Source organism: Bacteroides sp. AM54-2NS, assembly GCF_003602935.1.
Classification (GTDB): Bacteria; Bacteroidota; Bacteroidia; order Bacteroidales; family Bacteroidaceae; genus Bacteroides; species Bacteroides xylanisolvens.
Window position 1 is genome coordinate 1 of sequence record NZ_QTMZ01000161.1, and the last position, 504, is coordinate 504.

General features: G+C 53.4%; 2 pseudogenes. Both read right to left on the reverse strand.

From position 1 onward, the window contains the following. A pseudogene (locus DXA05_RS26305) lies at positions 1 to 280 on the reverse strand (hypothetical protein); the annotation flags it as partial. 54 nt (positions 281 to 334) lie between these two features. Beyond that, positions 335 to 504: pseudogene (locus DXA05_RS26310) on the reverse strand (recombinase); the annotation flags it as partial.

Below are 504 nucleotides of genomic sequence, written 5' to 3' on the forward strand. Positions count from 1 at the left end.
ACACGGAGAATGCCGGTTTCATGCGACCGAATAGGTCGTTGCATCCGAGCGGTTTGCCGAGGAAGACCGTAGTTCCTCCTGCCGCTTGGACAAACCAGTTGTCCGTCCATGGCGAAGCTACCAATGCCCCTTTCATGTAGGAAGGTTTAAGCGGACGAAGCATACCGTCTGCCGAAAGTCTGCATACAACGGTGGTGGTGTCCGCCGTGCGGTGATAGTCTTTGGCTTGCGCACCCAATGAAAGGGCGAAGCCAAGGGATAGAATAAGTATTTTTCTCATGTTGTTCAATTTAATCTGGTGAATACTATAACAGGTGATACGTGACAGTGCCGCTTATCGTTTCTTCCTTTTGCCGGAAGAGGGGCGCATCATGCGTGCAGCTTTCATCATGCAACGGCGTGCCCAAGCGCGTTCATCCTCGTCATCGTCACGTCCCCATTTGAGGTCGGACGAACTGCCGCCACCGCCATGACCTTCGGCAAAGGTGGTGGCATCATCGACGT